Origin of the sequence: Natronomonas aquatica (genome assembly GCF_024449025.1) — an archaeon.
GTDB lineage: Archaea > Halobacteriota > Halobacteria > Halobacteriales > Haloarculaceae > Natronomonas > Natronomonas aquatica.
In genome coordinates this window covers 12,970-35,661 of sequence record NZ_JAHLKM010000007.1, presented here as the reverse complement: position 1 = coordinate 35,661, position 22,692 = coordinate 12,970, and the positions used below count along the sequence as shown (strand labels likewise).

Genomic DNA, 22,692 nt, shown 5'->3' with positions numbered 1-22,692 from the left:
TCCGGCGGGCCGGGACAGCTCCGGGCGTCTGTCGGTCGCAACCGCCCGGTAGACGCCGATCGAAAACATAGTCACATACAGAAAGATTATGAACAGGGAGCCGATGCATCGGTCACGCCGTGGTCGATCCGGAAGCGGTCGCGACGGTCAGTTATTCGAAGTCACCCTCCTCGAGTGTGGCCCGGAGGACCATCCCGAGGGCGAGGTGCTGTCTGGCGGCCTCGGCGACGGCTCCTCCGGCGGCGTCGACGTCGTCGAGGGTGTATTCTTTCGTTTTGACGAGTTCGCGCTGCTGGAGGACATCTTCCTCACAGAGTTCGTGCAGACGGGGATAGACGGTGCCGGGGCTGAGGATGGTGTCGAACTCCTGGGCGAGATCGTCCAGCAGTTGTTTGCCGTGGGTGTCGGCGTCCCGGAGCGCGACCAGCGACAACAGCAACTCGTCCAGCGAGGACTTGACGTGGGTCTCCTCGAACGTGAAGGTATCCTCGCCGAAAAGCGAGGCCTCGACCTCGGTGACGACTTCCGAGACCGCCGTCCCCGGACTTTCCGGCTGCCCCGTCCCGTTCAATTCCGCCCGTAACTGCGAGACGGTGATCGAACCCTCGCCGTTCTCGTCGTTGATCTCGGTCGGTGACCCCATTTGCTCCATACTCACTCCAAGGCTCGACGAAGCATAGTAAACGTTCAGGGTTTTCAATCCCGGAACAACCACCACCGAATTTATATAATAGGATCGATTCGGGGCCCGTTTTGCGCCGTCACTCGTCGGCGCCGAGGATGACGCGTTCGGTCATCGCCCGTGGGTCGAGCACCTCGTCGGCCTCGTCCGCGGTGAGGTACCCCTCGGCGACGGCGACCTCCCGGACGGTCTTCCCTTCGGCGAGGGCCATCTTCGCGACCTTCGAGGCCGCGTCGTAGCCGATCGCGGGGTTCAGCGCCGTCGCCAGCGCCATCGACTGATCGACCTGCTTTCGACAGTGGTCGGCGTTGGCCTCGAGCTTTCCGACGAAGCACTCGCCGAAGGTCTCGGCGCTGTTGGCGATGAGCGAGGCGCTCTGGAGGAAGTTGTACGCCAGCACTGGTTTATAAAGGTTCAGGTCGATCTCGCCGCGGGCGGCCCCGGCCGAAACCGTCGCGTCGTTGCCGATCACCTGCTTGTGCACCTGGTTGACCGACTCGGCGACGACCGGGTTTATTTTCCCGGGCATGATCGAGCTCCCGGGCTGGTTTTCGGGCTGTTCGATCTCCCCGAGCCCGTTCCGCGGCCCCGACGCGAGGAGTCGGAGGTCGTTTGCGATCTTGTTCATCGAGCCGGCGACCGTCCGAAGGGCGCCGTGGGCCTCGCTCACGGCGTCGTGGGCGGCCTGGGCCTCGAAGTGGTTGTCGGCCTCGCGGAACTGCAACCCGGTTTCGGCGGCGATGTTTTCGGCGGCCAGTTCCGGGAACTCGGGGTGGGTGTTCAGGCCGGTCCCGGTCGCGGTGCCGCCGAGGGCGAGTTCCCCGAGCCGGTCGGTCGTCGCCTCGACCCGTTCGATCCCCTTCTCGATTTGGGTCCGGTAGCCGCCGAACTCCTGGCCGAGCCGGACGGGCGTGGCGTCCTGGAGATGCGTCCGCCCCGTCTTGACGACGTCGTCGAAGGCTTTTTTCTTGGCCGCCAGCTCCCCGGCCAGCACTTCGAGCCCCGGGATTACGTCCTTCTCGACGGCCTCCAGCGCCGCGACGTGCATCGCTGTCGGGACCACGTCGTTCGAGGACTGGCCGTAGTTGACGTGGTCGTTTGGGTGGATCTCCCGCGTTCCGATCTTCCCGCCGTAGATCTCGGTCGCGCGGTTGGCGATCACCTCGTTGGCGTTCATGTTCGAGGAGGTCCCCGAGCCGGTCTGGAAGATATCGACCGGGAACTGGTCGTCGTGTTCGCCGTCGATGACTTCGGTCGCGGCTTCGAGGATCGCGTCGGTTTTGTCCTCCTCGAGCAATCCGAGTTCGAGGTTCGCTTCGGCGGCCGCCTTCTTGACGATCCCGAGCGCGCGGATGAACCGTCGCTGGAAGGTGAGCCCCGAGACGGGGAAGTTTCCGACGGCGCGTTGGGTCTGGGCGCCCCAGTAGGCGTCCGCGGGCACCTCCATCTCGCCGAGGCTGTCGCGTTCGATGCGGTATTCTGTGTCTTCGTCGGTCATGCTCGTTACGTCATGCGGGGGGAAATAAAGGGCATCGAAAGCCCGATCGATACGCTTCCCCGTGGCAGTTAGGCTTCCCGCGTCCGTGTCGTGAGTTCGAGGGCGTGGATGTCGGTCGTCATCGCCTCACCCAAAGCGTCGTAGACCATCTCGTGCTGTTCGACTAGCGAATGGCCTTCGAACTCGGGGGAGACGACGGTCGCACGCAGGTGGTCGTCGTCGTGCTCGCCGCGGGCTTTCGAGACGGTGGCCTCACAGTCGAGTTCGGCTTCGATCCGCGCTTCGACGTCTTCCGGTGTCATACCCGACCCTGCGGCCGGAGCGCACAAAAGCCCGCCGTCTACAGACCGGCCGCCGATCAGAGGGGGACGAGTCCCGACGGACGAACGCGGTTAGCTCCACCGATCGAGCCCCGTCTGGACGACCGATGATTCGATCCGCTCGAAGCCACGCTCGACCTCACCGGCCGGGATCTCCCACTCGTCGGTGACGTAGCGTTTCGCCGCCTCGATGTCGGGGTCGATCTCGGCGTCGTAGTCGTACTCCTCGGTGACGGTCGGATCGAGGAACAGCTCTCTGATGCGGTCGGCGTGGGGGATCGAATCGCCGCGTGCCTCGAGGGCACCCCACAGATCGCCGTGTTCTTTGAGTAGCTTCACCGCCGTCTTCGGCCCGATGCCGTCGATCCCCTCGTTGAAGTCCGTCCCCATCAGGATCGCAGCGTCGACGAGTCCCTCCCAGGTCAAACCGAGTTCCGCGAGCGTCCGCTCGAAGTCCATACACTCGGGGTCGCCCTTGCTCGTCAGCCCCCTGAGTGTGTAAGGTGCGCGCAAAAGGAGCGTATCGTAGTCCTCCGACCCGGCGTAATCGGCATCGCCGCGTCGAGCCATGTGGGCGGCCTGGGCCTCGCCTTCGGCGGGTGCCTCGACGATCGGCACGTCCAGCAGTTCGAGCAGATCCCGCGTCGTCTCCTGGATCGTCGCCGTGAGCCGCTGGGTCCGAGAATCCAGCGTCGCGATCTCGGCGGCGTCGGCTTCCCCCTCCCGGGCGGCTTCCAGTTCCGCCTCGTAGCGTTCGCGCTGTTCGCGCCGGCTCTCGACCTCGTCGTCTTTCAGTTCGGTAACGCCGCCGTCGAAGACGAAAACCGGTGTGACGTCGCTTTCGAAGAACTTCGGGAGCCCCTGGACGATTCCGACGAGGTTTGCGACCTCCTCGCCGGACGCGGTGGTGTAGACCGAACTCGACGTGAACCGAACCGTCGTCGTCAGATACCGGTACAGCCAGTTGTGGGCGTCGACGGCGACGACCGACCCGCCGAGTTCCGCGAACGGTTTCTCCTCGATGACCGCCAACTGTCGGAGATCCGCGTTTCCCATTGTCCGCCGTTGGTTCGGCGAGGATTTGAAACCGCCGGTGAGTACTCAGATCGGCTCCGGCGGTGCGGTGTCACGTTTGTCCTCGAGGAACGACTGTTCCGCCGACGAGAGGTCCCGCTTTCGGTACCGGTCCAGCCCCGCCTGATACGTTCCTGTCGATCGGTCCGCGGCGAGTTCCTCGACCGGCCGCGCCAACACGAGTTCCGCGAGGCCGGTCTCGACGCCGGTGAAACTGAAGCCGGCGCGGTACAGCGCCTCGTAGGCGAAGGGGTTGTTCACCGCGATCGCCACCCGATCGTAGCCGCGGTCGGACGCCCGATCGGCGACGAACCGACAGAGCCTCGGGCCAAGTCCCTCCCCGCGGCGGTCGTCCCTCACGGTCACGTACCGGAGCCGGAGCGTCCCAGGGTCGGTCCGGTCGGCGTCGAACGCGACGGCGGCGAGGACGGTATCGTCGAACTCGCCGTCGGTCTCGTCCTCCGCGCCGTCTGTTTCCCTGAGCACCGCCTTCCCCGTCGTCGACATCACGAACTTGCCGGCGTAGCTGAACCGCCGGTAATCGAGCCTGATCGTCGGCCCCTCCGGGGGCCACCCGAGCAATACGAGTTCCGTTTCCGACCCCATACGCCCGCTTGGAGGGCAACCGTGTTATGGGCAGCGCCCGAGAGGGCGGTATGCGCTGGGACGTGCGGGCCTTCGATCTGTTCGCGCCGATGTACGATCTGCTCATGCCCCCGGCTGACGATCTGGCCCTCCGGAAGGGCTTTGCCGTCGCCGAGCGGGACCTCGATCGGATCCTCGAGGTCGGCGGCGGCTCCGGACGGGTCGCCCGGACCGTCGGGGCGACGGTTGTCGATCCCTCCCGGGGGATGTTGCGCCGGGCGCGAACGAAGCAACTGGAGACGGTACAGGCGAGCGCGACCGATCTTCCCCATCCCGACGGCTCGGCCGACGCGGTGTTCGTCGTCGATGCCCTCCATCACTTCCCTGACCCCGAGCGGTGTCTCGAGGAGATGGCCCGCGTCCTCGCGCCGGGCGGTGTCCTCGTTGTCACCGAGTTCGACCGGTCGACGCGGCTCGGGCGGGCCCTCGAGGCCGCCGAAACCGCCGTCAGGTTCGACTCGACCTTCTATACGGCCGCGGAACTGGAAACGATGATCGAGGCGGCCGGGCTCGATCTCCGACCGATCGAGTACGGCTTCGAGACGACGGTCGCCGGCGTCGCTACCGGAGCTTGAAATAGAGGAACCGCCACGCCGACAGGAAGACGGTGCCGCCGACGAGCATGACGATTGTGAAGCTCACCGCGGCGCCGCGGCCGGGAAGGGCAACCGTCCGGACGATCAGCCCGACGAGGACGGCGAGGATCCACGACCGGATCGCAAGCGGGATCGAGGAGTTCGGCGCCGATCCGCCGCCGGGCGAGTACGCGCCGACGAGCGGCGCTGAGACGAACCACCCCAGAACGAACGGTCCGGCTGCCAGGAGATAGATCGTCGGGTCAGCCCGGATCGCCTCGAGCGTCGAGTGCTGGAGCGTCCCGAGAAAGAGGAAGACGAGCAAGGCGAGGACGTCGCCGACGGCGATCGGCCAGGTGCTTGCATCGAGCCGCTGTTCGAGGAACGACTGGTCTGCCATACCGGCCGTTCGACGGCGGTGTTTCAAACCTTTGCGGATTCGGCCGGCGCCCGGCGGCCGTCGTCTCCGGAACCCGGCTCAGGACCGACGGCGGCTGTCCGGGGCCAACGCGTCGTCGTAGACGCGGACGAACAGCTCCTCGAGTTCCTCTCTGGTCGGTTTCCGGGGGTTGTTGTCCGGCGAGCCCGAATCGAAGGCGTCCTGGGTCATCTCCGGAACGACCTCGAGGTACTCCTCGCGGGAGGGGACCTCGCCGAACTCGTCGAGATAGCCCGTCAGCGAGATGTCCTCACAGAGCTCCTCGATGCCGTCGCTGGCCTTCCGGGCGGCGACGCGGGCCGACTCGCCCTCGTCGGCCACACCGAGGATGCGGGCGACCTCGGCGTACTTTTCCGGCGCGGCCATCTGGTTGAACTCGACCACGTACGGCAGGATGAGCCCGTTGGCGAGGCCGTGGGGAATGTGGAGCTGGGCGCCGAGCGGGCGGGCCATCCCGTGGATCAACGCGACCGAGGAGTTGCCGAAGGCCTTGCCGGCCTTGAACTGGGCGATCATCATCTCGGTGCGGGCCTCGACATCATCGCCGTTGGACCACGCGACCGGCAACGCGTCGACGATCCGGTCCATCGCGTCGCGGGCGTAGTTGTCGGTGACGCTGTAGGATTTGACGGACGTGAACGCCTCGATGGCGTGGGTGAACGCATCGATCCCGGTGAATGCGGTGTGGCTTTTCGGGAGCGATACCGTCAGTTCCGGGTCCTCGATGGCGACGTCCGGGACGATGTTCTCCGAGACGATGATGAACTTCGTCGAGGTAGACTCGTCGGACAGCACCGACGTCCGGGTGGTTTCGCTGCCGGTCCCGGCGGTCGTATTGACAGCGATGAGCGGCGGGATCGGGTTCGGAACGCCCTCGTAGCCGGCTTTGTCGACGCCGAAGCTCCGGATTCCCCCCTCGTTGGTCGCCAGGATTCCCGTTGCTTTCCCCGTGTCGATCGAGGAGCCGCCCCCGAGCGTCACGATGACGTCACAGCCCTCCTCGCTCCAGAGGTCGAAGGCCGCCTCGACGTTTTCGACGGTCGGATCCGGACGGACGCTGTCGTAGACGGCCGTCTCGACACCGGCGTCGTGGAGACATTCGAGGATCCGCTCGCCGTGGATGTCGAAGATCTGTTCGCTGGCGACGACCAGCGCCTTCGTCCCGTGGCGGTCGGCGTAGGTCCCGACCGTTTCCGTCGCGCCGACACCGAGCACTGTCCGGCCTGGCGATACGACCACTCGGGGTTCATCCGTTGGGGTCTGAGGAGACATCGTCCGCGACAACGAAAGAGATGGTAAAAACAGTTTATGTAGAACGTTGACACATATCGATAGACACGACGCACACCGAGACGGCACACGGAGGGAGCTACCAGTGGCACCCGATCGACACGTCGGACCGATACGCCGCGGGCGGTGATTCACGGGGCGGCCGCTTCATCCCCCAGACCGGCGTCGGCCGGCGGCCGGAGGGCGAAAACGGCCAGGCCGGCGGCGAACGCTAGCGTTCCGCCGAGCGCAAGCGTCGGCACCCAGCCGAACGCCGCGACTAAAACGCCGGTTACCGTCCCGGCGAAGACGCCGCCGCCGACCTTCGCGGTATAGAGGGCGGCGTAGTTGCTCGAGGAGTGTTTCGCGCCGTAATAGTCGGCCACCATCGCGGGGAAGTAGACGTATAACGGCGAGGAGAAGAACATCGACCCCACGACCGCGACGACGAAACCCGCGCCGGTACCCGCGATGCCCGTACCGAGAAGCCCGAACCGGAACAGGCCGGCCAGAAGAAACGAGACCACCATCACGCGCTTTCGGTCGAACCGATCCGAGGCTTCCCCGAGGATCATCCGCGAGACACCCGCGGCGATCGGCAGCACGGTCGCGGCGACCGTCGCGACGACCGCCGCGAGACCGAAGTGTTCGGCGAAGCGAACGACGTTGGCGATGACGATCAGATCGGCGCTGGCGGTGGCGACGAACATCGCGTACAGGAGCCAGAACTGCCACGTTCGCAGCATCTCCCGGGTCGTGTAGGCCGCCCCGCGGAGCGACGCCGCGAGGTCGCTGTCGTCCTCGTCGTCATCGTCGAGGCCGAGCCAGTCTTCCGGCGGATCCTGCAGGATGACGGCCCCGACGAGCAAAACGACGAGAATCACGAGTCCGACGTTCCGGAGGACGTCGGCGTACCCCCCGACGGTCGCGTTCGCTCGAACGTAGGGGACAACGAGGGCGCTCCCGCCCGCGAAGGCCATCGTCCCGATCCCGGTCGTGAGTCCGGTCCGATCGGGGAACCACTTGACCGCCGTGTTGACGGCGACGGTGTAGATGATCCCGACGCCGATCGCCCCCAGCGAGTACAGCAGATACAACTGCCAGACGGCCGTCGCGTAGGCGAGACCCACGTACCCGCCGCCGGCGAGGACGGCCGCGAGATACGTCAGGTGACGGGGCCCGCGCCTGTCGCGCCACCAGCCGGCCGGCATCTGGGAGAGCGACTGGAAGACGACATAAAAGGAAAACACCGCCCCGAGCGCGGGCAGGGCGATATCGAGGTTCTCGGCCAGGGGCCCCTCGATCGACGACCAGACGTACTGGTAGGGGCTGACGGCCGCCATCATACCGGCGGCGGCGACGATCTGCCACCACCGCGAGAACCCGAGGATTCCCTTCGCCCGGCCCGCGTAATCTAGCTTCGAGGCGTCGTCCATCGGCCGTCGGTTCACCCCACGATTTCTTAAACCACGTGACTCGCCGCTGTCCCAAACGCGGGGACTCGGCCGCCGAAAAACCCTATACACCAGGGGATCGAAGGCGGGATATGACCGATGTGCTGTTCTTGCGGAGCGATGAACTGACCGGACTGGCGACACCCGCCGACTACGTCGACGCCGTCCGAAAGGGCTATCAGAGCCACGGTAACGAGGGGACTGCCGAGCCCCGAACGAAACTCGTACGCGACGACCCCGGTGGGATGTGTACCGGCTACCTCGCGATCCTCCCCGAGGTCGGCGGGATGGGCGGGTACACCTACGCCGCCGGCTTTGGCGACGAGGACGTCCACTTCGCGCTGCCGCTTTTCGACGCCGAGTCGGGCCGGATGCTCGCGCTGTTGGACGGCGCGTCGATGAACCCGTTCAAGACGGGCGCGACCGGCGCGGTCGCCGTCGACGAACTCGCCCGCCCGGACGCGGAGGTCTGTGCGGTGATCGGGTCGGGCGCACAGGCCCGCGGCCAGCTCAAAGCGACCGAGACGGTCCGGGACTTCGGGACTGTCCGTATCTTCTCGCCGACGCCCGCGAACCGCGAGGCCTTCGCCACGGCGTTCGACGATCGACTCGACGCCGACGTGACCGCCGTCGAGACCGCCGCGGCCGCCGTCGCCGACGCGGACGTGATCATCACTGCGACGGACGCCGGCGAGCCGGTCGTCGAGGACGAGGACGTTTCCGACGGGGCACACATCACCGCGATGGGACAGTACGACCGCAACAAGCGTGAGCTACAGGCGAAGACGATCGCCCGCGCGACCTACGTTCCGGACCTCCGCGAGCGGGCGTTTCAGGACGCCGGCTCGTTCCTCGCGGCCCGCGAGGCCGGACTCGTGGACGAGGGCCACGTCCATGCCGAACTGGGCGAGATCGTCGCTGGCCGTCGCCCCGGGCGGACTGAAGCGGCGGACGTGACAGTCTTCGACAGCGGCGGAACGGGGATCGAAACGGTCGCCGCGGCGTGGATGCTCTACGAACGGGCCAGAGAGGAGGGGCTCGGCCGGACGATCGAGTTCGCCCCCGGAAGCGAGGCCCTGACCGGCGAGTAAGGCTGCGACTGGGCGTCCGATCGCGTGTCACAGATACGGCGTGAGCCCGACGGCGTCGACGAGCGCGATCCCGGCCAGGACCGCCCCGAGCAGGTACCCGGCGACCGCGCCGCCGTTGAGCAACGGCAACCCGGCGTGGGCGCGTCCCTTCAGCACCATCCACATCAGCACGAGGAGCCCGGCGATCGTGCCGCCGATCGCCCCCAGCGCCGGTGCCGTCACCGCGAGCCCCGGAACGTCGAGGAGTGCCGGATCGCCGGGACGGAAGAAGGCCGCCGACGCGACGAGGATCGTCGGAATGACGGCGTCACCGAGCCCGACGAAGAGGGCGTCGCGATCGAGCGGGTCGTCCGGTTCCTCGGCTTCGGATCCCTCACCCTCCGGCCCGTCCGCTTCGGAGCCATCTCCATCTTCGTCGTCGTCGGTCTCCTCTTCGGTTTCCCCTTCGAGCGTCTCCGGGCCCGTCTCCTCGAGGAAGGAATACGAAAGCGTCAGCGGGATCACGAGCAAGACCGGGAGTCGGAGATCCATAACCCCGGAGGCGAGCGTCAGCATGTGTTCGGTACCGTACACGGAGACGGCGTCGTATACGGCCAGTACGACGAGCAAAACGAAGGCGGGTAACACCCCGAAACTGATGCCGAAAAGCCCCGCTGCGCCCGCCCCCATGACCACCCCTGCGGCGTCGATGACGTACCACTCGGGGTAGGCGAGGAGTCCGACGCCGAGCGCGAGGGCGAAGGCGACGGCGAGAACGTTGTAGCCGCCGGCAGTGACGACCGGGGGGACGACGACGCTGAAGACATAAAAGGACAGAAGGACGGCGGCGAAGACGATCAGTCCCTGCAGGAACCGATCGATCCCGAACCGCATCGCCGCGAGCATGACGACCGTCGCGACCAGGATCGCCCCGATGTACAGCAGGCTGTTGGTCGGATCCGAGGGGTCCTCGACGGTCTGGTAGCCGGCGTCCATGAAGGGCTGGACCAGCGCCAGCGACCCGAGTTGCACGAGCACGAAGAGCCCGACGGTGGCGGCGACGGCGAGGAGGGCCCGGTTCATGTCCGACCCTCTCGTGGCTGCCGTTTGGGGGTTGCGGTTCCGGATCGAACGCTCGGGATCGGGATCCGGGTCACGATCACCGCGCGTAGAGTTTCTCGCCGAGGAGCGCGGGCATCGTTATCTCGTCCGCCGGTGAGACGGCCACGTACGGCCGGTCGGCGGGCCCGAACACGTCGACGATCCGACCGACAGTCTCGAGGTCCTGATCGACGACCTCGGTGCCGAGATCCGGGTACTCACCGTCAGGCGACCGGACGATCGCAAGCCCCTGTGCGGTCCGGACGACCTCGCCGACGCGTCTCATTCCCGGAGGGCGGCGACGTACGCGGCGACAGCGCCGAGTAAGTCCGATTTCGACGCGTCGTCGGCGCCCTTGACGACGACGCGGCCGCGCGGTTCGTACTCCCGGGGGTACGTCTTGTCCCGTTCGATGACGGCGTCGTAGCCGACCTGCTGGACCGCGCTCGCGATCTCGTCGACCGTCGGATCCGGAACGGCGAGATCCTCGGGGATCCGTCGCCCCCCACTACGGGAGCACTCGGCGTCGAGGTAGGCGGGCCAGATGACGTTCTCGACCATACCGACCTTCCACGACGGCGGGGTAAAAAGCGGGCGATCGGCGCCGGGGCCCCAGTCGGGCGAACGGATACCTCCGGGCGGAGCAGCCGTCTCACGGCACAGGACGCACCACATCGCTTTTTTAGAGCGGTTCCGTGGCTCCAATTATGGGTGAGCCACTCGCAGAAAAGATCGACGAGATGCTCGCAAGCGTCCAAGAGCAGGTGGACGATCCAGACCTGTCGTTCAAGCTCCGAACCGCACGACAGCTGCTCGTGGTGTACGACGAACGGCTCCGGAAACACCGGGAAGCGCTGGACGAGACCGACCTCGAAGAGGAGACCCTCGAGAACCTCCGTCAGCTGGGCTACATCGACGGATAGCGAGTATCGGGGTTGTCAGGTGTTCAGTAGGAGTTCGAGAGACACCGCTGAAGAGTCGACCCGGGACGTCTCCCCGAACTGTCTTCGAACCGATAGAAAACCGATACCGCTAGTTTTGCCGCGTCGAGCGTGCCTCTCGTACTTCCGCCCCGTCCCTGAGTTTGTCCTCGCAGTTCGGGCAGACGCGGACCGTCGACATCCCTTCCGGGGCAAACACGCGGACGTAGTTGTCCGTAACGAACGCATCACAGTTGCGGCAGTGTGGCATACAATAGACACGCGATGTGACCGACAAATATCTTTCCCCATGACGATGAAAAATACGACCTCGGGGAAAGGTCAGAGTCGTGTTTTCCGAGACGATCCATCTGTAACAGACCCTACCCTACTTCGCTCACCGTGAACGAGATCACCTCGATCGGCTTGTCGATGTCTTACTGACGATCGAGGAACAAGAACCCATGTACGTCGTTGAGAGTGCTATCAATAAGTTCGAGGCAGGTGAGACCGAGAAGCTCGATCATACGGAAATGCGTCTGTTCATCGAGTTCATAACCGACCCTACTGAGTTCCATCCCGAAGGGGAACGCCAGAAAGCACTCGAGCAACTCAACCGTCTAACTCCGTTCCCGTTCCTCCGCGAGGAATAACAGTCGGGAACTAGATTATGTCTGTGATTTCTTCTTCCTGCTCTGCGGTCAAAATAGACGCAGCGACGGCTTCGCTCACCAACGGCGGAACTGCATTTCCAGTCATCTGCCGCTGCTTTGCGACAGGCCCGTAGAACGTGAAATGGTCGGGGAACGACTGTAGACGCGCTCGTTCACGAACGCTGAGGCCCCGATGCTGAGTTGGATGGGCGAAATGATATGTCGGACGGGGGCCTGCCAGTAGTGTCGGCGCGGGCTCATCATCTTCTAATCTGCGTTTCTGTGACCACGAATCGTAGGGAATTCGCTTCCCCTGTTCCGCGCGCTTGATTCGATTAATCACGCTATCCCCATGCGCTGGTGCTTGGTGGTTTCTGAGCTCAGGGGTTTCACTTCGAAGGTATTTTTGATACGAACCCTGTGGTGAAGTCGCGTATTCTGTAGCTGATTCGCCGGGACATATCGCTGGAAGGTCACTGAACGCGTCTTCAACCGTTCGCGGCTTTCGATTCTTTTGATCAAAGAGCGTCTGCTGTTTGGCCGACTCACGGTACGATCCTTCCGGCAAAGATAGATCTCGTCCATTTGCGTTTCCTACAAAGAACGCACGCTTTCGGCGCTGTGGAACGCCGAAGTGAACTGAGTTCAAGATACTATGGGAAACGCTGTATCCAATTTTGTCGAACTGTGAAAGCAAGTATTTTAGCACAGCGCCGTCTTCCATAGTCGTGATTCTGGGAACGTTTTCCATCACGAACCATTCTGGCTTTATCTGATAGACGGCTTTGATGAACTGGGTAATGAGGAAGTTTCGCTCGTCGCCTGGAGTAGTAGTCGCTCCAGCGAGACTAAATCCCTGACATGGTGGCCCCCCGATTAATACATCAACATCACCCGGATCAAGTGACAGTGTGGATAATATTTCACCACCTGTGATTGATTCGAGATCTGCCTCTACGAACGTCGCATTATGATTTTCTTCAAACGTCTGTTTGAATTTTGCCTCGTTATCAACCCCGGCAATCACGTCAAATCCGGCTGACTGAAAGCCGTGACTGAGCCCGCCAGCGCCACAAAATAAATCGACAACTGTACCGTTCATGTATGATGTTCACTCCGATCGGTGTGCTTGTCCACGGTGGATGTTGCGTCCCCTTTGGGTATCAAATTCCTGTTCGCAGACCTCGCACACGTAGATCTCTTCTGTATCCTCTGACTCTTCTTGGAACGGGAAATCAGAGATAACATCGTCGACCTCCTCACGATCAGCCATACGTAGGTGGTTGGCCCGTTCCCATTTATACTTTTCTTGTCTTACTAGATGCTGATTCGTGTGTAAATAGTGTGTAACTAGTGACTACTTTCAAACAGAGTTGGGTCTTGTGATAGAATAGATGGGAGACTCCGAATCTATGGAACCCCTGTCCGATGAAGAGTTGGATACGTACGGATTCGTGACGAGTAGTGCTCGACGACGAGCGGTCGTCAAGGGATTATACAACGATCCCGGGACGCCAAAGGAGATCGCGAATCGAACAGAGATCAGCCTCAGTCATCTGAGCAATATTCTGAGCGAGTTAGCGGACGAAGACGTCGCGGTATGTGTTAATCCGGACAGAAAGAGAGGACGAGTGTATCGGCTTACAGAGTTGGGAAATCGAGTCGCTAAGAATCTTTTTGAAGAGTAATTATGTCGGACTATACGATATACATCGACGCGCTGCCTGAGGGAGATTGGTTCCAATCGCTGTCCTCACAATTGAAAGGCGCTGAGTTAGTGAAACTTCAGTCGGCAGAAGCACCTCCTGTAGTGAAAGAACTAACTAGCTATGACCGCCCTGACATTATTTTGTTACGAGACGGTGATCCGGTGCTCGTTCTCGAAAAAACGGGACACGTCCCCACCGGAAAAAACCCTCTTCAGCGAGTTGCCAGAATGGTGAAAGCAGCCGAGATGGGCGTAACAGGTGTGTTTTTCACGCCGTACGAGGCGATGAAACACGGAACTCATTCGGGGAGGTGTAATGCGAACTACCGACTGATCGAATCGTTGCGTCGAATCGGGGAGGTTCATAATGTCGAGATGCTTATTCCCCCCTGGCCGAGTGACAACGAATATGAGTTGATTCGAGATGGATCTGAGGACGAATTAGTCGGTGCATTCGTTGACCAGTTCCTCACAAATGATTGCGATCCAAATGTTCCAGCCGCAAACAAAATCCGAAAACGTACCCAGGAAGAGGTCGAACGGATTCTAAATGAGCATCCACCATACGAACGGCCTCCTCGATCGGTCGACATCGCAGATACGGATGACTACCTTGGCCGGATTCGTGGGAAATTAAACCGTCGACCACCGGACCCCCTGCCGAAACGTTCAGAGAGCGTCGTGTGTACATTTGATATGTCGCCATCCAGCTGTCGGCGGGTGGATCCGTATGGCGGCGCGCAGTTCGTGTATGACTATCTCTACTGTAGAACCGGACCCTCCCGATCGGAGCGACGACGGAACTTAGTGCTACAAATTCCCCGTGTGCCGAAGGAAACATGGCTGGATAAAAACCCGTACAAGCCACAGAACAAGAGTTCGTTGTGGTATAAGTGTGCTGACGCTATCGAATTAGAAGATGCCGTTCTTACGGACCTCGAACAGTACCGTCAGTCGTGAGGAGTGGACTGATGGTGTCAGAAGAACGGATCTATTTGTGGACTAAGCGAAAGTTCCGCGACGAAGGATGGACTCCTCTGGGAGGCGACCCGCCGCGCGGAACAGACCTACCTCGAATCGAGATCAAAGAGCCGGAGGTAACGCATAGTTTGAGGAAAAATGCTAACTCAATTATAAATGATTTGGTGTTTTGCCGAGAAGGCAAAATAGCTCTCATAGAGTGCAAGGACGATGTTCGGAAAACGGATTATGACGTCGAGAAACTCAAAACGCTCTGTAATAATGGAGCGTGGCGGATTTCTCTTGTTCAGGCGCTTGAAGAGCGCTCACAGTTTCAGCGTCAGGAAGGCTGTCTTGACAGACAAGGCATCGTTAGTGGGGATGGTATAGTTCCAGTTTTATCCTTCCCAGGCACTCCTCGAACCGATCTCGAAAATTTTGTTCAGCTCGCGTTTGATGAAAACGGCGAAGTTAAGGTGAATATTGGGAACCGGATAGATATAGTGGATGTATAGCTTGACAACTTCGACTAAGTTTCTCGTTGGTGTTTTGCATGTCACCAGTAGATAACTATAGTAGTCGGTAGAAGTCAGTGCAGATCCACTCGCAAGTGTCCGGCCAGCGTGGCTGTCGCTGGCCATCCTGCTATGAGTGGTGTGTAAACAGTTCTACTGACTACTATAGAAGGAGATACAATCGATTTTGGGAAGCTATGACAAATCGTTCCTTGGACGATTTTTGAAACCAACCCTGAAATCAGGTCATATGAACGATTATAAGGGGCCACTATAGCTCTTAGACTGCAGGAAGGAATTAAATCCTTTTTCAATAAGCCGGAGGAGGGATTTGAACCCTCGGCCTAATCCTTACGAAGGATTCGCTCTGCCAGCTGAGCTACTCCGGCGCTCGTGGTCGTATCTGAGAGGATAATCGGCATAAGGGTTGCGAACTTTCGTTGGGATCGTCGCGGACGCCGGCAGGGGCGGTCACCGCGAAAGCCGGACGTCGAGACAGACGTTCAGTTCGTGCGGCGCATACGAGCGTACCTCCTGACGTCCCTCGACGGTGACCTCGTAGTCGGGGGCGGCGGCCGCCCGGATCGCCGCCTCGCCGGGTCCGAACGGGTCGGATTCGTGCTGGATGTCGTAGTAGTGCAGCACGCACCCCTCGCCCGCCAGATCGACGGCTGTCTCGAGGAATCCCCCGGCGCTGTGGGGAAGGTTCATCACGATCCGGTCGGCCCAGTCGCCGTACCCCGACACCTCCCGAACGTCGGCACAGTGCGCGGTCACGCGGTCGGCGACGCCGTTCCGCTCGGCGTTCCGCCGGAGATACTCGACGGCGACAGGGTTCAGATCGACGCCGACACACTCGGCGCCGCGTTTCGCCGCCGGGACGACGAAGGGACCGACGCCGGCGAACATATCGAAGAAGTGTTCGCCCGGTTCGACAGCGTCGACGACACGGTGTCGTTCGGTCGCCAGCCGCGGCGAAAAGTACACCGCAGAGATGTCGAGTTCGAACGCCGAACCGTACTCCCGGTGGACCGTCTCGGTGTCCTCGCCGGCCAGGACGTCCCACTCTCTGATCCGGAGTTCGCCCTCGATCGGGGAGGCCCGGTTGACGACCGTCTCGGCGGGCAGATCCGACTCGACGATCGCGTCGGCGATCTCCCGTGCGCGTTCGTCGTCGTCCTCGTCGACGATGACGATCTCCCCGAGTCGTTCGTAGGAGGGTTCGAACCCGAGGAGATCATCGGGGAACGTCTGGGTCTCGCGGCGCTCGACCGACCGCTCGACGACCTCGAGGTCGGGATCGAGCGACGCGGGGTCGACCGCCGGATCGAGGGGGAGATAGATGGTATCCCCTTCGACGTCGATCTCGTGTTCCGCCGAGAGCGCCCCCGCCGCGGCGAGACGCTGACGGACCGCCTCGCCGTCCTCACGGTCGACACGGACACAGCGAACCGACATACCGAACCGTCGGCGAGGGGCGGCGGTAAGTGTAACGGCTCAGCTCCGAGAACCGCCGTTCGGTCGGGAGACGACCCGGACAGAATGCAGAGAGCGGGAGAACGGGGTGTTTTTGCCCTCGGACGGCCGAGAGGGGGTATGCTCACGTTCGTCGGGCTCGGGCTCTACGACGAGCGGTCGATCACCGTCGAGGGTCGCGAGGCCGTCGCCGGCGCCGACCGCGTCTTCGCGGAGTTCTACACCAGCAAACTGGCCGGCACGACTGTCGAGGAGCTGTCGGCGTATCACGGCGTCGAGATCGAACTCCGGGATCGCTCCGGCGTCGAGGAGGATCCGGAGCCGATCCTCGCGGCCGCCGAAGCCGGCGATGCCGTCTTTCTCACGGCCGGCGATACGATGATCTCGACGACCCACGTCGATCTGCGGCTCCGGGCCGAGGAGCGCGGGATCGAGACCCACGTCGTCCACGGGACGACGGCGGGATCTGCGGCGGCCTCGCTGACCGGCCTCCAGAACTACCGCTTCGGCAAGGCGACGACGCTCCCGTTCCCCTACGCCCACGGTGGCGAAGGCGTACCCGGAAGCGTCCTCGAGACGATCGAGGGGAACCGCAATCGGGGACTGCATACCCTCGTCTATCTCGATATCAAGATCGGCATCGGACCGGAGGGGACAGATCCGAACCACGAGGAGTACATGACCGCCCACTACGCGGCCGAACTGTTAGCCGGTGAACTCGAGGCACTCGGCGTCGCTGTCGCACGCGCAGGCGGCCCGGACCCGATCGTGGCCGCCGATCGGCTCGCCTCGCTTGCCGATCTGTCGTTCGGCGAACCGCTGCATCTGCTCGTGATCCCCGGCGATCTCCACGTCATCGAACACGACGCGCTCTCGAGGCTCGCCGACGCCCCGTCGGGGGCGCTGCCGGATCCCGTCTGAGACAACTACCAGTAGATCTCGTCGGCGCGGTGGCCGTCGTTGTACGCCGCCAGCCCCTCGCCGAGGAAGGCCGTCGCGTGGACGTCGTCGTACAGCGTCGAGTGGGTGTAATCGAGGAACGTCGTCGGCAGTCGTAGTTCGCCGTCGTCCCGGATCGCGCCCACGACGCCGGTGAAGGCGTGCTTGTGCCGGATATCGCTCACGTAACAGGTCGCGACCGGGATCGTCTGGTCGATCGTCGGGACGGCCTGTAGGGCTTCCATCGAGCGGAAAACGAGTTCCCAACAGAAGATACCGGTCCCGTCGTTCTCCAGCAGGGCCTCGAAGTCGACGTCCCCCTCGAAGTACTGTCTGAGGTCGTAGGCACCGAAGAGAACGTTGTCCTCGATCGAGCCCGCGATGTACCGCGGGACGTCGTAACTCGTGTGTTCCCGAAAACCGGAGACGAGCCCTTCGACGAGCGCCGGCGGATCGGCCGGGTCGGCGCCGGCGAACCGCTCGACTACGTCGGGATCGATCGTCCGGTCGCCCCGGATCGAGGTAACGAGGTCCGGTCGGGCGTCGGTACCCTCGAACCGCTCGAAGAAGGCCTCCGGCCCGTGGAACTCGAAGGTGTAGTCGCCGGCGTGGAACGCCGAGAGGTCGACGAACAGCGCCTCCAGCCGGCCTCCCATCCCGCGATCGAGGTCGATCTCTGCGGCGTCGTCGCGGTCGTCGTCCACAAAGGAGAGGCTGGCCTCCTCGCCGCCGACGGCGATCGTCGACCCGTCGACCCGGACGGGCGTTCCCGCGATCGTCCCCTCGTAGTCGGTCGATATCCGCTCGGTGAGAAGCGACGGCAGGTCCTGTTCGAGGAGGTTCGTCCCCATCCCGAATTCGCCGTAGCCGAGGGACGTGTTGTAGATCGCCCGTCCGCCCCCGATGGCTGCGAGCCCCCCAGCGCCGCCGAACAGGATCCGCCGTCGGGAAACCTCGCCCACACCGTCTCCGTCATCGTCGTCTCCGTCGACTGCGTCCTCGGCGTCTCCCTCCGTCACTTCGGATCACCGCCGTCGGGTGCTGTCTCCGGTGACCGGAGCCTGATTTCCCGCCCGAGCAGCACCGAGAGAAGCTCCTCGCCCATATCGAGCAGCTCCGGCACCCACCGGGAGGCGAGCCACGCGATCCCGACGAGAACGAAGACGGCCAGTCCCTGTGCGATGATCCGGTCGGCGACGAAAAACGAAACCCGGGCCGGATCCGAGAGCCCGAAGACGAACATCACCGGGCCTTCGAGGGCCGTACCGGCGAACCACTGATAGCCGTTCGCCAGCGCGATGAAGACGTTCCGGGCGATGTTGAGCACCCAGATGATCGAGATCGAGACGACGGCCGCGATCAGTTTCTTGGGTCGCGGGGCGTCGGCGGCCGCGATGAGGCCGCCGAAAATCGCCATCGAACCGATGCCGGTACACGCGAAGATGAGCCGGGAGGCCCTCCCCGTTTCGGGGAAATAGAAGGTGTTCATCAGCGAGGAGTCGGCAGCCGGGTCCTCGACGTACTGGACGCCCTCGGCGAACCCGAGCCAGTCGATCGCCGTCACTGTCTGAAACGCAACAGTCTCGATCAGGAACCCCCGAACGAGTTGGGAGGTCTCGAAGGGGAGATAGATGACCATCATGAACGCGATCGCCCGCGAGAGCGTCAAAAGCGAGTCCCGGCCGTTCAGGAGCTTCCAGCCGACATAGAGGGACGCCGGTACTGCGATCACGACCAAAGCCGTCTCGACGACACTCCGGTGGACGAACGCGAAGTACTGGATGAAAAGGAGCCAAAGGACCGCGAACAGCCCCCAGCCGGCGGCGGTGATCCGCCGGGCCCACTCGCGGTTCTCCCTGCGTGCGATCACGCCGACCACGAAAACCGCCGCGACGATCCAAAGGAGGACATCGATATAGGGGAGGACCGACATCTCGGCGATCGATTCGACGGTCGGAGTCATTATCGGAATATATGCGACGACCGGTATATGTCTTATCGTCGGTGGCGAACCGATCACACAGCCGCCGCAGGTACCGGGGACGCTATCGGGAGGCAGTCACTTGCGGGCGACGATCCGGAGAGTATCCTCGTCTTCGAGTTCGTGGGAGCGGCCGACCTGCTGTTCGTCGTGTTTCGCTGACGGGCCAGTGACCCTGGCGAAGCGAAACCGCTCGTCGAAGCTCCCACCGAGCTTCTGTAGGGCGTCGTCGACAGTGTTTTGATCTTCGGTGAGGATCAGTGGCTCATCGCGGTCGATCCCCCGCCCGGGCTTGTCCATGTAGATCCGGATGAGCCCGAGATCCTCCCAGATCGTCTCCTTCAACGAATCGAGTCCCCGACCGTCCTCGGCGCTGATGAAGACCGCCTCCTCGGGGTCGATATCGTGGGCCCGGAGGTTCGCCTCGACGGTTTCGACGTAGCTCGGATCGACGAGATCGACCTTGTTGACACAGACGGCGGAGGGGAGATACTCGCGGTTGTCCTGCAGCGAATCGACGAGTTGATCGATCGTGAGGTCCTCGCGGATCGTCACGTCGGCGTTGACGTAATCGTACTCCCGGAGGACGCCCATGATCGTCTCGTCATCGAGGGTCACCCGGTCGGAAGTGGTGAGGTTGATCCCACCCTTGTGTTTTTTACGGATATTGACCTGGACCGGATCCTGATCGAGCCGTACTTTGTTCTTGTACAGTTCCTCGTGGAGACGTTCGTACTGGTCGATCTCGAACGCCGAGAGGACGAACAACACCAGATCCGCGGTCCGGACGACCGAGAGGACGGCCTGCCCGCCGCCGCGGTTCTCGGCGGCCCCCTCGATGAGTCCCGGCACGTCGAGCAACTGGATATTCGCCCCGCGGTACTCGAGCATGCCGGGGTTGACATCGAGCGTCGTGAACTCGTAGGAGCCGACCTCGCTGTCGGCGTTCGTCAGGGCGTTGAGGAGAGTGGATTTCCCGACAGAGGGGAAACCGACCAGCGCGACCGTCGCGTCGCCGTGTTTTTCCACCGCGTAGCCGCCGCCACCGCTCCCTGAGGACTGTCGCCGTTCGAGCTCATCCTTTTTTTCCGAGAGCTTGGCCTTCAGCCGGCCGATGTGCTGTTCGGTCGATTTGTTGTACGGGGTGTCGGCGATCTCTTCCTCGATCGCCTCGATCTCCTCTTTGAGCCCCATCAACTGAGACCTATCGCCGATACCGAAAAAGGCGTTCGGTTACGTCCCTCCAGCGGTTGCGTTGGTCCTCTCCCGGGCGGCCGGCAGCCAGAGACCGACCCGGCTCGAACAATTCCTAGGGATTAATCCAACACGTTCATGTTCGGGGAATCCGAACCGTCTGCCGATGGCGAAGCCAGCCCGTCTCCGCGACAGCACCGAGATCGTCCTCCCCTCGGGGACGCTCGAGGGGATCGGCCGCGACCTCGAATCGGCGTTTGCGGTCACACTCTCCCGGGAAGGAGCGACGGTCCGGATCATCGGGAGCCCCGTCGAGATCAAGGCCGTCAGCGAGTATCTCCTCCGGCACGGCGTACCGCTTCGCTGACGTTCGCAGCCCCGAAACCCGAATGTGGGCGGGTGACACGGCGGGCCGAATCGACAACGCTTAAAACCGCCGCGACAGTGGGTTCGTGTATGGCTGGAACTATCGAGGTACTCGTCCCCGGCGGCGGGGCCGATCCGGGACCGCCGCTCGGGCCGGAACTCGGCCCGACACCGGTGGACGTACAGGCCGTCGTCAACGAGATCAACGACCAGACCGCGGCGTTCGACGGGACCGAGGTCCCCGTCACCGTCGAGTACGACGACGACGGCTCGTTTTCGATCGAGGTCGGCGTCCCGCCGACGGCAGCGCTCATCAAGGACGAACTCGGCTTCGAGACCGGCTCCGGCGAACCGAACGAGGAGTTCGTCGCCGACATGTCCGTCGAACAGTTGAAGACCGTCGCCGAACAGAAGCTCCCCGATCTCCTGGCGTACGGCGTGCGGAACGCGGCCAAGGAGGTCGCCGGCACCTGCGTTTCCCTCGGTGTTACTGTCGAGGGCGAGGACGCACGCACGTTCAACGAACGGCTCGAAGCGGGCGAGTACGACGGCACCTTCGAGGAAGCCGAAGCGGCGGCCTGACGGATCGGCACCGACTCGAACGGCTGCAACAGTGCGCGACGGTTCTTCCGACTGCTCTGCCATCCGAGCGGTCGAACCGTCGGTGTCGTCACGTATTCAACACCGCGTCCCCTAGCTGTTAGCATGACTGACGACACGCCGGACCGACCGGTCGTACTCTTCGACGGCGTCTGTAACCTCTGTGTCGGATCGCTGCCCTGGCTGCTCCGGATGGACCGTCAGGACCGCCTCCGGTTCGGAACGCTACAGTCCGAGGCGGCAAGCGAACTGCTCCGGCAGAGTGGACTGTCGGGTGACTACGACGAGAGTATGGTCGTCATCGAGGGCGATCGGGCCTACACTGAATCCGACGCCGTCGTCAGGATCGCCTGGCTTCTGGGGTTTCCATGGGCGCTCGGTTCGGTCGCTTCGATCGTTCCGAAAACGATCCGTGATCGGGCCTATCGGTTTCTCGCGAACAACCGTTACGACTGGTTCGGGAAACGCGGGCAGTGTCTCGTCCCGGACGAGAAACTGCGGGCACGGTTTATCGATTGAAATCGCCCCAGCTCCGGACGCACCGACGTGGACGGGCCCATCGGTTCAGCGGTCCGAGCGTTTGACACGCCGTGGGAGCGCCAGCCACGCTCGGCCCGGTCCGACGCGCTTAAGTGCGTAATCCACCTCCGGGAAAACGAGACAGGCGTAGCCTGTTTCACGCCGTAGTAGCCCGCAAGGCAGAAACTACGGAGGTGAACGATGGCAGATTCGATAGAGGACGCAGTATCCCGCGCACTCAGCGACTCACCCGAGCGGAACTTCCGTGAGACGGTGGACCTCGCTATCAACCTGCGCGATCTAGACCTAGCAGACCCCAACAACCGGGTAGACGAGAGCATCGTCCTACCGTCGGGTACGGGCCAGGACACGCAAATCGTCGTTTTCGCCGAGGGCGAGACCGCCCTCCGTGCGGAGGACGTCGCCGATCAGGTACTCGACAGCGACGACCTCGAGGACCTCGGAGACGACGATAATGCGGCGAAAAATCTAGCCGACGAGACGAACTTCTTCATCGCGGAGGCCAGCATGATGCAGGACATCGGCCGGTACCTCGGGACCGTACTCGGTCCCCGGGGGAAGATGCCGACGCCCCTACAGCCCGACGACGACGTCGTCGAGACCGTCAACCGAATGAAGAATACCGTCCAGGTTCGGTCCGGCGAGCGGCGCACGTTCCACACGCGCGTCGGCGCCGAGAACATGGACGCTGACTCGATCGCCGACAACATCGA

Annotated in this window: 30 protein-coding genes and 1 tRNA gene; 12 read left to right on the top strand and 19 right to left on the bottom strand. The window is 62.9% G+C overall.

All coding sequences use genetic code 11. The features are described 5' to 3' along the window. Nucleotides 1–151 precede the first annotated feature (151 nt). From KM295_RS07585 to KM295_RS07565, 5 genes are all read right to left on the bottom strand, one after another. Nucleotides 152–652: a helix-turn-helix transcriptional regulator gene (locus KM295_RS07585; RefSeq protein ID WP_256029345.1), complete on the bottom strand. Its 501-nt coding sequence runs from the start codon at nt 650–652 to the stop codon at nt 152–154. A gap of 109 nt (nt 653–761) precedes the next feature. Further along, nucleotides 762–2,180 carry a class II fumarate hydratase gene (locus KM295_RS07580; RefSeq protein ID WP_256029344.1) on the bottom strand — a complete coding sequence of 473 codons (1,419 nt, stop codon included), beginning with the start codon at nt 2,178–2,180 and terminating at the stop codon, nt 762–764. Nucleotides 2,181–2,248: 68 nt separating this feature from the next. Then, nucleotides 2,249–2,482: a BolA/IbaG family iron-sulfur metabolism protein gene (locus KM295_RS07575; RefSeq protein WP_256029343.1), complete on the bottom strand. Its 234-nt coding sequence runs from the start codon at nt 2,480–2,482 to the stop codon at nt 2,249–2,251. 90 nt (nt 2,483–2,572) lie between these two features. Continuing rightward, nucleotides 2,573–3,556, bottom strand: coding sequence for a flap endonuclease-1 (gene fen, locus KM295_RS07570; protein WP_256029342.1), 984 nt, complete (start codon nt 3,554–3,556; stop codon nt 2,573–2,575). Nucleotides 3,557–3,601: 45 nt separating this feature from the next. Further along, nucleotides 3,602–4,180 (bottom strand): GNAT family N-acetyltransferase, encoded by a 579-nt coding sequence (locus tag KM295_RS07565; RefSeq protein ID WP_256029341.1) that lies wholly within the window; start codon nt 4,178–4,180, stop codon nt 3,602–3,604. Between the two features lie 50 nt (nt 4,181–4,230). On the opposite strand from KM295_RS07565, the gene KM295_RS07560 reads away from it, so the two are divergent. Continuing rightward, on the top strand, nt 4,231–4,794 hold the full coding sequence (locus KM295_RS07560; protein WP_256029340.1) for a class I SAM-dependent methyltransferase: 564 nt from the start codon (nt 4,231–4,233) through the stop codon (nt 4,792–4,794). Here the strand turns inward: KM295_RS07560 and KM295_RS07555 are convergent. From KM295_RS07555 to KM295_RS07545, 3 genes are all read right to left on the bottom strand, one after another. After that, complete coding sequence (locus tag KM295_RS07555; RefSeq protein WP_256029339.1) at nt 4,781–5,194, bottom strand: DUF3054 domain-containing protein; 414 nt, start codon at nt 5,192–5,194, stop codon at nt 4,781–4,783. The genes KM295_RS07560 and KM295_RS07555 overlap by 14 nt on opposite strands. A gap of 78 nt (nt 5,195–5,272) precedes the next feature. Further along, nucleotides 5,273–6,472, bottom strand: coding sequence for an iron-containing alcohol dehydrogenase (locus tag KM295_RS07550; RefSeq protein ID WP_256029338.1), 1,200 nt, complete (start codon nt 6,470–6,472; stop codon nt 5,273–5,275). Nucleotides 6,473–6,654: 182 nt separating this feature from the next. Next, a complete protein-coding gene (locus KM295_RS07545; protein WP_256029337.1) occupies nt 6,655–7,938 on the bottom strand; it encodes an MFS transporter in 1,284 nt (427 codons plus the stop codon). A 110-nt stretch (nt 7,939–8,048) separates the two neighbouring features. On the opposite strand from KM295_RS07545, the gene KM295_RS07540 reads away from it, so the two are divergent. Further along, nucleotides 8,049–9,047: an ornithine cyclodeaminase family protein gene (locus tag KM295_RS07540; RefSeq protein ID WP_256029336.1), complete on the top strand. Its 999-nt coding sequence runs from the start codon at nt 8,049–8,051 to the stop codon at nt 9,045–9,047. 27 nt (nt 9,048–9,074) lie between these two features. Here KM295_RS07540 and KM295_RS07535 read toward each other — a convergent pair whose 3' ends face one another. The 3 genes from KM295_RS07535 to srp19 form a co-directional block, all read right to left on the bottom strand. Continuing rightward, nucleotides 9,075–10,109, bottom strand: a complete 1,035-nt coding sequence (locus tag KM295_RS07535) for a presenilin family intramembrane aspartyl protease PSH (RefSeq protein WP_256029335.1) — start codon at nt 10,107–10,109, stop codon at nt 9,075–9,077. A gap of 76 nt (nt 10,110–10,185) precedes the next feature. Next, a complete protein-coding gene (locus KM295_RS07530; protein ID WP_256029334.1) occupies nt 10,186–10,413 on the bottom strand; it encodes an H/ACA ribonucleoprotein complex subunit GAR1 in 228 nt (75 codons plus the stop codon). After that, the gene (gene srp19, locus KM295_RS07525; protein ID WP_256029333.1) at nt 10,410–10,688 is read right to left on the bottom strand and encodes a signal recognition particle subunit SRP19; all 279 of its coding nucleotides are present in this window, start codon (nt 10,686–10,688) and stop codon (nt 10,410–10,412) included. The genes KM295_RS07530 and srp19 overlap by 4 nt, the downstream gene beginning before the upstream one ends. Before the next feature lie 146 nt (nt 10,689–10,834). Between srp19 and KM295_RS07520 the strand changes: the two genes are divergently transcribed. Continuing rightward, nucleotides 10,835–11,050 carry a hypothetical protein gene (locus KM295_RS07520; protein ID WP_256029332.1) on the top strand — a complete coding sequence of 72 codons (216 nt, stop codon included), beginning with the start codon at nt 10,835–10,837 and terminating at the stop codon, nt 11,048–11,050. A 109-nt stretch (nt 11,051–11,159) separates the two neighbouring features. Here KM295_RS07520 and KM295_RS07515 read toward each other — a convergent pair whose 3' ends face one another. Further along, nucleotides 11,160–11,318, bottom strand: coding sequence for a DUF7563 family protein (locus tag KM295_RS07515; protein ID WP_256029331.1), 159 nt, complete (start codon nt 11,316–11,318; stop codon nt 11,160–11,162). Between the two features lie 193 nt (nt 11,319–11,511). Here KM295_RS07515 and KM295_RS07510 point away from each other — a divergent pair, with 193 nt between their 5' ends. Further along, complete coding sequence (locus KM295_RS07510) at nt 11,512–11,700, top strand: hypothetical protein (protein ID WP_256029330.1); 189 nt, start codon at nt 11,512–11,514, stop codon at nt 11,698–11,700. A gap of 10 nt (nt 11,701–11,710) precedes the next feature. On the opposite strand, the gene KM295_RS07505 is transcribed toward KM295_RS07510, so the two are convergent. Both KM295_RS07505 and KM295_RS07500 read right to left on the bottom strand, forming a co-directional pair. Continuing rightward, nucleotides 11,711–12,802, bottom strand: coding sequence for a DNA cytosine methyltransferase (locus KM295_RS07505; RefSeq protein WP_256029329.1), 1,092 nt, complete (start codon nt 12,800–12,802; stop codon nt 11,711–11,713). Nucleotides 12,803–12,811: 9 nt separating this feature from the next. Continuing rightward, nucleotides 12,812–12,973 carry a hypothetical protein gene (locus tag KM295_RS07500; RefSeq protein WP_256029328.1) on the bottom strand — a complete coding sequence of 54 codons (162 nt, stop codon included), beginning with the start codon at nt 12,971–12,973 and terminating at the stop codon, nt 12,812–12,814. Between the two features lie 121 nt (nt 12,974–13,094). On the opposite strand from KM295_RS07500, the gene KM295_RS17200 reads away from it, so the two are divergent. Genes KM295_RS17200 through KM295_RS07490 form a run of 3 tightly spaced genes read left to right on the top strand, consistent with a single transcriptional unit; the run spans nt 13,095 to nt 14,883 of the window. Next, entirely contained in the window at nt 13,095–13,388 is a 294-nt protein-coding gene (locus KM295_RS17200) for a hypothetical protein (RefSeq protein WP_472924545.1), read from the top strand. 2 nt (nt 13,389–13,390) lie between these two features. Further along, nucleotides 13,391–14,368 (top strand): hypothetical protein, encoded by a 978-nt coding sequence (locus tag KM295_RS07495; protein ID WP_256029327.1) that lies wholly within the window; start codon nt 13,391–13,393, stop codon nt 14,366–14,368. Between the two features lie 11 nt (nt 14,369–14,379). Continuing rightward, complete coding sequence (locus KM295_RS07490; protein WP_256029326.1) at nt 14,380–14,883, top strand: hypothetical protein; 504 nt, start codon at nt 14,380–14,382, stop codon at nt 14,881–14,883. 316 nt (nt 14,884–15,199) lie between these two features. On the opposite strand, the gene KM295_RS07485 is transcribed toward KM295_RS07490, so the two are convergent. Beyond that, nucleotides 15,200–15,272: transfer RNA gene (locus tag KM295_RS07485), tRNA-Thr, on the bottom strand. A gap of 82 nt (nt 15,273–15,354) precedes the next feature. Then, nucleotides 15,355–16,341, bottom strand: coding sequence for a class I SAM-dependent methyltransferase (locus tag KM295_RS07480; protein ID WP_256029325.1), 987 nt, complete (start codon nt 16,339–16,341; stop codon nt 15,355–15,357). A gap of 138 nt (nt 16,342–16,479) precedes the next feature. On the opposite strand from KM295_RS07480, the gene dph5 reads away from it, so the two are divergent. Further along, nucleotides 16,480–17,280 (top strand): diphthine synthase, encoded by an 801-nt coding sequence (gene dph5 / locus KM295_RS07475; RefSeq protein WP_256029324.1) that lies wholly within the window; start codon nt 16,480–16,482, stop codon nt 17,278–17,280. Between the two features lie 5 nt (nt 17,281–17,285). Here dph5 and KM295_RS07470 read toward each other — a convergent pair whose 3' ends face one another. From KM295_RS07470 to KM295_RS07460, 3 genes are all read right to left on the bottom strand, one after another. Next, on the bottom strand, nt 17,286–18,317 hold the full coding sequence (locus KM295_RS07470; RefSeq protein ID WP_256029323.1) for a hypothetical protein: 1,032 nt from the start codon (nt 18,315–18,317) through the stop codon (nt 17,286–17,288). After that, the gene (artA, locus tag KM295_RS07465; protein WP_256029322.1) at nt 18,314–19,261 is read right to left on the bottom strand and encodes an archaeosortase A; all 948 of its coding nucleotides are present in this window, start codon (nt 19,259–19,261) and stop codon (nt 18,314–18,316) included. The genes KM295_RS07470 and artA overlap by 4 nt, the downstream gene beginning before the upstream one ends. Before the next feature lie 96 nt (nt 19,262–19,357). Next, on the bottom strand, nt 19,358–20,473 hold the full coding sequence (locus tag KM295_RS07460; protein WP_256029321.1) for an OBG GTPase family GTP-binding protein: 1,116 nt from the start codon (nt 20,471–20,473) through the stop codon (nt 19,358–19,360). 166 nt (nt 20,474–20,639) lie between these two features. Here KM295_RS07460 and KM295_RS07455 point away from each other — a divergent pair, with 166 nt between their 5' ends. The 4 genes from KM295_RS07455 to KM295_RS07440 all read left to right on the top strand — a co-directional run. Then, on the top strand, nt 20,640–20,840 hold the full coding sequence (locus KM295_RS07455) for a VNG_1110C family protein (RefSeq protein ID WP_256029320.1): 201 nt from the start codon (nt 20,640–20,642) through the stop codon (nt 20,838–20,840). A gap of 89 nt (nt 20,841–20,929) precedes the next feature. After that, on the top strand, nt 20,930–21,421 hold the full coding sequence (locus KM295_RS07450; protein ID WP_256029319.1) for a 50S ribosomal protein L11: 492 nt from the start codon (nt 20,930–20,932) through the stop codon (nt 21,419–21,421). Nucleotides 21,422–21,544: 123 nt separating this feature from the next. Continuing rightward, complete coding sequence (locus tag KM295_RS07445; protein ID WP_256029318.1) at nt 21,545–21,958, top strand: thiol-disulfide oxidoreductase DCC family protein; 414 nt, start codon at nt 21,545–21,547, stop codon at nt 21,956–21,958. 201 nt (nt 21,959–22,159) lie between these two features. Next, nucleotides 22,160–22,692: 50S ribosomal protein L1 (locus KM295_RS07440; RefSeq protein WP_256029317.1), on the top strand; the 533-nt coding region annotated here is incomplete at its 3' end.